Here is an 8275-nt window from a genome sequence, read left to right as displayed (position 1 = left end):
CCAGTTGGAACTGCAATGCCGCTGCCTCGTTGAGCGTCAGACAGCACAGCAAAAACGCTTGCATCAAGATGTCAGACCGCCTCAGGTCGATGCGAAGTAACGTGATATCAACTCTGGCACCTCTGAAGATAAGTACCAGACCCGCCACCAGGGCGGCGTATAGAATCAGGCCCCATTCTGCGAAGTAGGTACCCAGAACAAAGCTGAACAGGATCACAGGCGCCAGCAGGCCGCCGACAAGGCAAGCCTCCAGAGAAAGCAGCTCGCCTGACCTTGGGGCCGGGCGCACGTACCTGAAGAAATCAGGCTTACGCAATCCGTCTCTGCTCATAAGTACGCGCCATTGGATGCCTCATGCGCATAGGGGTTAGCTGGAGCGTCCGGATGATCCAGGTCGTAGCGGTAGGACCCGACTAATGTAGCCCAGGGCCAGCGCTCCGCACGGTCGACGCCTCTGATGGTGCCGTGAGGCATCTTTACCTGAACGGGAACATCAGGAGGCACCGGCTGACCATCGGAATCATGGCCGTACCACCGGCTCCAGTTGCGCTTGTCGTCAGCCATCGCTGCTAGCTCCGTGTTTTGGGGAGGCGTTGAGCATTTCGAGGATCAGCCGGCCGTAAATCTCGTTTTCCGGACTCAGCCCGGTGCGCCGTCCTTGAGGATCTTCGACATACAGGCCGCCAGTAGGCCCCGTTCTCACAATCCAGCCATCAGGTACAACTACGTACGGGTGCTGGAGCAAAGTCGAGTGAGCTTGGATATCGCGCCACAGATCCCATAATGCTGTCGGGATTGGGTCAGAGTCCGAAGCGTCGCCGCAATCGCAGTCGGCCAAAAGTTCGCTCATAAGGGCGTCGAATCTGCTGGCGAACCTCAGTTCGCCGACACCCCGCATTCGCTCCGCAGAACCCACCACATCATTCACTGCCTGGATAGCTGTTTCAACAGGACAATTACGACCACTGTGTCTGCCGACATCAACCGAAAGCAGGTTGCCCACCTTTCAAAACGCGGGCGGCCGCCACCCTGCCTCATCCCACAGGGCTTCTGCCGCTTCTTGGCACTCTCCCAGGCTGGGCGCAAAACTTCGATCCAGTAGGCGACGCGCAGCCCCTTTGATTGCCTGGTCACGGTCATCAGGCACAGCTCGGGGTGCGTCGGTGTAATTGAAGTGATCCAGCTCACAGAGCCAGGTACAAGGCTCGCCGTCAGCCCCGGATTGTCTGCCAGTGATCACCCCGAATACTCTGTTCCCTGCATCTTCGTCGCCCGTCGAGACGTCAATGGAGACACGGTCACCCTTGGCAGGAGTGCGCGAGGAGGACTGATCAATGTCACGCAGTAGCGCATCCCTTTGCTGGGTAACTTCCGCCAGATGGGCCTTGAGTTGGCCAACATCGAACTGCAGCTCTTCGACCGTAGTCTCACTCATTGAGGCAATGGTCTCCTCCCCAAACGACCTCTCCATCAGTTCCCGGGTAGCGGGGTCGTCTGGGTTCAGAATACCCTCCTGAATCTGGTGGTCGAACCACTGCCCAATGCAATCTCGAAACTGTTCAGAGGCCTGCAGGAACTCAGGCTCTGAGTCGTCTCCCCAGTTGTCCAGCAGCCACTGCATGCGACTGAGTGCCAGCCGTTGTTGATCAGCACCGTATGGGGCATTGCCATCTTTTTGAATGTAGGCCCAATTGGCTTCGAAAATGAAACACCACAAGGCGACTCCCATTTGCGCATTGCTACAGTCCACAAACCTCTGGGACCATGCACGAGCAAGGTCGCGGATATTGCCTCGTGCTCCCAGGATATCCGGGTTCAGAACTGGGTCCAATGCGCCCCAGCCTTCGACACTGGCCACTGTGTCACATTGGCTCTGCACCAGGTCTGCGGGATTCTCTGCCTTAGTCGCTTTCGGAGTTGGAGGTTTCTCGTAGAGCCTCTTAATTTCTATCCGTGCGGACGGCACAGCAGCAATAAGGTCGTGAAGCCGCTGCAGTTGGTCTTTAGTCATCATCACTCAGCCCCCTAAAGTGTTATTCCAAGGATTTGCATATTTGAACTCGGGCAATTCAACCAAACATGGCAACCGTTGCCATATCAGTCACCTGGCGGCACCCACTCTTTAAGCTCCAGAGCCTTGTTGTGACCGCTCCCAGTCTGCCCGAAAAACGGCGGCATCATGGTCATCATCTGGGCGACGTATTTGTTCAACACCAGTGCTATGCGCGTACGCAGTGCGTGGCACAATCGCATGGGCCTCACGGAGCCAAAGGTGGTCGCCAGCAAGGCCAAACGGACTATGACTTTCAGCCCAACCATCAGGCCCCTTATGCTTGCAGCTGATTCTGTAGTCGCCTGGAGACTCAAGCCATGCCCAGTCACCCGGACCAGAACCAAATCCTGAATAGGGCCTAGGCTGCGGCTTCACCAACCACCGTGCCTGAGTCTTCCGGCCTTCCAGAGTGGCCCGCACCATTTCATCGGCGTATGATTGGGTGGGTCGTGTCTTAATCTGGCTGCTCATACGCTCCCCTGAATTTCCCCGAACTCAATCCTGCAACAGCCCATGCTTCACCCGCCTATGCGCCCGGGTCTCACCGGCATTGTGCGATCGCGCCAGCGCCACGAGATCTTCTGCAGAACCTTCGCTGATAATACGCGCTCGCTCCGAATCAGGCGGCTGCGAGATGAAAACACGTCTCAGGGTTTCGCGCAGGACTTCAGGGTCCTTTGGCTCTGCAATTTCTCTCGGCGTCATAGCGTCAACTCCCGCCTTTGTTCATGTCTGACCACAAGGATAATCCATCAGGAGCCACAAACGGGCCCGACAACCCCAGCCATTTGACTTCAAAGCCCCGCGCCTGAGCGAAGCGAAGGCGACCCACAGGGCACCACATACCGGACAGAGGCCAGCGGCCCCTGTCAGGCTCACTACCAGCGTTGCTGGTCACCGGGCCAGGAAGGTGAGCCAGCCTTGCAACTGGCGCAACTGAGGCGCCCAACAAGCGCTCTCGACATAGGTGTACAGTGGCGGGTAGTCGTGTTGCTTGCGCCGGATGAACCACTCGGCATCAGACTGGGTCAGGTGGGTGGATATGACCTCCTCGACTTCCTGTACCGGAAAGACCGACATGCCGTCAGGCAGATCGTTACTGGCCTGCTGAGCCTCGGCATCCACATCATGGGATGGCCAGGTCACACAAGAGTCATAGAAATTCATCGCACCCATATTAAACCTCTGCCTGGTGGTCGGTGATCGCGGTCATTGAAGCAATGCGGTATTCGGCATCATGAGTGCTGATTTCGCGATCGCAGGCAGCAGCAATAGCCCTCTGCTCGACATCGGTTATGCTCGTAGCACCACGCACAGTCACACTCGTGTTGCCCCAAGCCACCCGCTGGACTTCAACCTCATAGCTCACATGAGCCTCGGTAGATTCTTTATCGCCATCCCCATTGAGTATTCGACGCTGTTCATCCCAGTGCATGGTCCGGGGGATGCGTTCCTTGAGCGCCAGCACAAAGGCTTCCATTTGGCCTAGATCATGGGCGTCAAACAAGGAATCGATATCAACCCCTTTTTCCAATGTATAGCCATCATACGATCTGAAAAAAGAGGTTTCGATTTCACCCTCTGCGGTAAATCGGCAGTTGATGTGATGACGAACCGAGTCCTCCCCGTCATAACCGTGGTCCGCATCAAAGGGAATCTTAGCTTCCATCAATTGATCGCGGATATCGATGAACACCGGCAGACCATCAGCGCCATCAGAATCGAACTGATAGAACTCTCCACAGTCAGTAAAGCAATGGGCAGGGTAACCACCCTCGCCCACGGCTTCGCGTAGCTTGTCGGCATGCTCTTTGAGGACAGCAAAACTGAAAGTAATCGGGTCACTCATAATATGTTCTCCACAGAAATTAAACATGGGACCAGGCGCACTGGAGCATCATTGTTCAGGGAGCCAGCGGCCCGCCTGGCACTTGAATCGCGTCACGCAACTGATCGATAGCATCCGAGTCCAGATGGCCTGATTCAGCCATCCGCACAATGTCTTCGACATTCACGTACTGATCTGAGATGGGCACATGCTTGGCACCATAGCCATCATCAGTCCAACGGCCATACAGGCGCTCAGAAAAGCATGGAGACGCCAGAATGGGCGTGCAGGCCGCATCAAAGGGGATCTCCTGAGCACACAGGATATCCAGAGCCTCAGCAACCTTCGCATCGCTGACAGTCAGTCCGGAAACGGTGACAAAGTCGCCCTGCTTCGTGACCTCAAGGTCGTCCGCGTCACTCCAGGAATCTGCAATGGTTTGTGCCATTACACTGTGTGATTTGCTGAGTACGATCACCGCATCAGACTCATCAACCAAATTGCGCTTGAAGGTCTTGACGGCTTCAAGAGAGCTTGGAGTCAATGTTGTCATAAGCACGCACCTATTCCGTATTTGATAATGCCATTATGACGCCACGCGGGTGGTTTTGCGCCAGCCCGGCGCCCGCCATTGAACATCAGAGCCCACGCTTGAGCGCAGCGAAAGAGCGACCTGCAAGGCAGCCATGTGAGGCCCGCCATAAGCAGGCCTCAACATCCAGCCGGTACAGACCACATCTGCTCAGATTTAGAACGGCACATCCGGCACAAATGGTCGCACACGGGGTGCCCAGGCCTGCCCGCGAACCAGTCGGACATGGTGCACACTGTCAACGGGGGAGCGTGTCCACCGAACGTCGCGTTCGGGGCTGATGCCAAGCACCTCGTCCTGATCAGGGTATGAGAGTGACGAAGACACAAAACCGGCATCCAAACCAGAGAAGATGGTGTCGTCAATGCCCGGAGGACCAGATACTAGCGACTCGAGTGACTCCAGTTCATCAATACTGGGAACGCGCCAGTCACTATGCCCTGCGAAAGTGAAGGCCGCGGCCGCCGCTTGTGCAGCCTCCAAGGTCATAAATTCTGGATCCCCATGAATCCGCCCATTGTCCCACTCTTGACCTACTGCGGGGCGCATCCACATCAGGCCGGTTAAAAGATCAGTAACGGTGCCATCCCCGTGATCGTCATACCGCTTGCCATACTCTGTCACAACCGCCTCTTCGGCCGTACGCCCATCTACTAGAACATCGTGGATACCAAACACCTGACCAAAGAACACGGTGTCGATATGTTGAATTCGCACGCCTGATCGATATGCAATGTAATCCTTCAGCTCCTCGCCTTTAGCCTCGAGGGCAGCGAGCAGATCGTTCGCAGAAGCTCTATCATCAAGGTCCGCGAAATAGCTTCGAAACTCCGTTGTCGTTACGGCCCAGGCCGCAAATGCCTTTCCTATCCACTCGAGTGCCAGGTGAGGATGTTCCACCATCGTCTTCGGCGCTTCGTAGTGCACTTTAACATGCTCCAAGCCTTTGGCTTTATGACGCACAAAAATCAGGGTGCCGGTGAAGTCTGACATGCAAGTATCCTCGTTCAGATGTTTGGATGATTACCAACTCTCGTTTGATCGAGCGCTGGCAGGCAGTAGCGCGGGTGGTTGGTGGTTGGTGGTCAGCAGACCACCAGACCTTCGATATCTTTGGCCCTGCTGTGCACGATCGGCTCCAGCATGAGGCCGAAAGTCAGCACTCGACGTTGTAGCTCAAGCACCAGGGTAGCCTCCGCATAGTCGTGTGGCAGGGGTGCGCTGTTGACCGCAATAGCGCCATCGACCACCTCGACAGAGATCACTTCTTGTCCATCCTTATGGCCAACGAAACCATTGGAAGTTTTCTGGACCGTCTCGCCGTGATTCCCGTTCCAAATTAGCTCAGCCATGGCGTGTTAAGTCCCCATCACCGATCATAATGTGCCTGACCTCAAGCCCGGCCTCGGTTTCCTCCTGGCCCCACACCCTGTTCATGCACATTTTTGTGAACTCATCATTCTCTTTCAGAGTACCCTCCAGGATTCTGTCCACGAACCACAGGCCTATTTCAGTGGTCAATCTGCGCGGGCAGGTCACAAACGAAGGGGTTTCATCAACCGGCCCCCAGATTTCCAACAGCCGCTGCAAGCGGCTCAGAGCCAATTGGCGCTGCGAGACTTTTGACTCAACGTGGTCCCATATTCTTTCGAACATGAAATCCCACAACTGCTGGCCAGGGCGCGATTTCATGTTGGTAAATGACGCGGCCCAGCTCCACGCCTGGAGATTCAGGTCTCCAGAGATATGTCCGTCTGGATTAAGTACCGGGTCCAGCGAGCCCCACCCGGCGATGTCAGCGATCATGTCACTGTGCGTTTCAGCAACGATGCTCAGGTCTTCGGGTCGCTGGCCTGACGAAGGGGCAGCCGTGAAATACTGATGCATAACCACCTGTTCATCTTCCAGAACCGCGATAAGGTCACGAAAACGCTGAAGGTTTGCCCTGGTGAACGGAGCTGCTTTGATAGTCATATTGGTCGCCTGTATTCGATACCTACAGGGCAATTATGACGGCTGGCGGGTGGTTTGACTAAAAGCCTGACCCTGGCATTACTAACCAGTAGCCAGCCTTGAGCGAAGCGAAAGGGAGCGCCCAGGCCGCGACGGCACCACAGAGACCGTCAGGCATTCGGGCGCCGAATCAGTACACAAACTCAGGCTCTTCTGTCAGCACTAGGTCCTGGTCATCGGCAGAGAAAACAAGGCTTTCCCCCAGTGAGGCCAGATCCTGGCAGAATGTCGAAAACAGCGTGTCCATGTGCATAAACCGGTCCTCGGTCAGTGTGGGGGTGGCCCAGTCGAGGCCTACTTGCTCACACTCTCGCTTATACATGACCACCTGATTCTGATACTCATCTATGCTGCCCTGCAATTCGAGGAACTCCGCGCGAACCTGTCGGGTCTGTAGCGGCCGGCAAGTGCGGAAGATGGCCTGTCGCTCAGTGCTGTAGCTCCAGTGACGGGAATACATGATCACACGACTTGCCTGGTGAATGTTCAGCCCGCGCCGGCAGCACTGGATGCTGGCCACCAGAATCATTACCGGACCGAAGCGGAACTGCTCATTAAGCGCTCGGGTACGTCGCTTGATGGCCATTTGGCCATGCAGACCCACGACATCATGCCCTTGGGCGCGAATGAGGTCACAGAGCCGCTCTACCTGTTCAGGCCCGTCTACGTAGACAATCACCTTCTCGCCGGCCTCTGCTAGTTCGATTGAGCGTGCGGCCGCGTAGCGCTGCTTGGTGGTCGCCGGGGAGTCGAGCCTGGCAAAGTTGCTGGAGGCAAGTTGTGGCATGTTGGCCGCTCGCACACAGGCCCCTACTCGTGCCAGTGTGACAGCAAAATTGATGTTCTTGCCCTCTTCCACGCGCAGGCGAAGTTGGCTCTCATAGAACCTGGAGAAATCAGTGGAAACCCGGTGATAGTGACTGAAGTGATCCCGGTCCCACTTGAGAACTACCTTGCGAGCCAGTGGCGGCTCGATTTGAACATGTCGGGCGACCTCAGGTTCGCCCTGCAGGCGTCTTGAAACCAGCGGCGCCAGCCACTGTCGATAGCCGATGACATCCTGGATCATCGGTATTTCACTGCGGAACTCGGACCCGTCCTCGTGTGAGCCCATGCTCAGGGTCACAAAGCGCCGGCTGAACTCCGTGCGCCCTTGCTCCAGGTAAGCCGCTGATTTGTAAGCCCGCTCGTCCAGACTGTAGTGCCACCGCCCATACTGTTGTAGCGCCGTACTGTCTCCGGCCACCCACGTCATCAGGGGCAATGCATCACGGGGATAATTGGCATTCGGGGTGCCATCCAGGATGTAGCGGCGCTTGGGGTGCAGCTTGGCGATTGCCCGAGACTGGGCTGTACTCTCGTGCGCCAGCAATGAGCCTTCATCGGCCACGGCAATCGATATGCGCTTGGCCAGCAGGTCCGCATACGTGCGCGCTCTTCGCTTCTGTGCCGGCGTTGCGTTCGCAATCATCTGCAGTGGTTGGCGCAGGCGATTGTAGGTGATGATGTTGATCCGCTTCAGGTCACGGGCATCTTCTGGGCGCTCGATCACCTGCCACTCATCATCGGCCAGGCCAAAATCTGTGATCTCGATGGCCAGTTCGTCCACCAGGTAGGGCTCAACCATGATCAGGCTATGCTTACCGCCCATCAAAGCAAGCGCCAGCGCCAGCCGGCCCTTGCCAAGACCCATCTCCCACGCCATAACCTGACCGGTTCGCGTCATCAGCGCCTCAACCAGCCCGTGCATCTGGAAGTCCCAGGTCAGCAAGCGATCGACTCCGCGTTT

General features: G+C 56.5%; 10 protein-coding genes. All 10 read right to left on the bottom strand.

All coding sequences use genetic code 11. The annotated features are described in order from the left end of the window. Positions 1–316, bottom strand: a 316-nt coding sequence (locus LAT62_RS15055; protein ID WP_293385814.1) for a hypothetical protein, incomplete at its 3' end; no start/stop codon positions are given. Between the two features lie 690 nt (positions 317–1006). Beyond that, the gene (locus LAT62_RS15050; RefSeq protein WP_293385812.1) at positions 1007–1717 is read right to left on the bottom strand and encodes a hypothetical protein; all 711 of its coding nucleotides are present in this window, start codon (positions 1715–1717) and stop codon (positions 1007–1009) included. Positions 1718–2548: 831 nt separating this feature from the next. Next, entirely contained in the window at positions 2549–2758 is a 210-nt protein-coding gene (locus LAT62_RS15045) for a hypothetical protein (protein ID WP_293385810.1), read from the bottom strand. A 189-nt stretch (positions 2759–2947) separates the two neighbouring features. Next, the gene (locus LAT62_RS15040; RefSeq protein ID WP_293385808.1) at positions 2948–3229 is read right to left on the bottom strand and encodes a hypothetical protein; all 282 of its coding nucleotides are present in this window, start codon (positions 3227–3229) and stop codon (positions 2948–2950) included. Between the two features lies 1 nt (position 3230). Beyond that, positions 3231–3902 (bottom strand): hypothetical protein, encoded by a 672-nt coding sequence (locus LAT62_RS15035; RefSeq protein ID WP_293385806.1) that lies wholly within the window; start codon positions 3900–3902, stop codon positions 3231–3233. A gap of 55 nt (positions 3903–3957) precedes the next feature. Then, positions 3958–4434, bottom strand: coding sequence for a hypothetical protein (locus LAT62_RS15030; protein ID WP_293385804.1), 477 nt, complete (start codon positions 4432–4434; stop codon positions 3958–3960). A gap of 195 nt (positions 4435–4629) precedes the next feature. Beyond that, positions 4630–5466 carry a DUF1566 domain-containing protein gene (locus LAT62_RS15025; RefSeq protein ID WP_293385802.1) on the bottom strand — a complete coding sequence of 279 codons (837 nt, stop codon included), beginning with the start codon at positions 5464–5466 and terminating at the stop codon, positions 4630–4632. Between the two features lie 92 nt (positions 5467–5558). Further along, positions 5559–5825 (bottom strand): hypothetical protein, encoded by a 267-nt coding sequence (locus LAT62_RS15020; protein ID WP_293385800.1) that lies wholly within the window; start codon positions 5823–5825, stop codon positions 5559–5561. Further along, on the bottom strand, positions 5818–6447 hold the full coding sequence (locus LAT62_RS15015) for a hypothetical protein (RefSeq protein WP_293385798.1): 630 nt from the start codon (positions 6445–6447) through the stop codon (positions 5818–5820). The genes LAT62_RS15020 and LAT62_RS15015 overlap by 8 nt, the downstream gene beginning before the upstream one ends. A 169-nt stretch (positions 6448–6616) precedes the next feature. Then, a partial coding sequence (locus LAT62_RS15010; protein ID WP_293385796.1) for a DEAD/DEAH box helicase occupies positions 6617–8275 on the bottom strand: 1659 nt, incomplete at its 5' end.

Source organism: Natronospirillum sp. (assembly GCF_022565775.1).
Taxonomy (GTDB): Bacteria; Pseudomonadota; Gammaproteobacteria; order Pseudomonadales; family Natronospirillaceae; genus Natronospirillum.
Note: the sequence above shows the minus strand (reverse complement) of the source record. Positions and strands in the feature narration are given on the sequence as shown.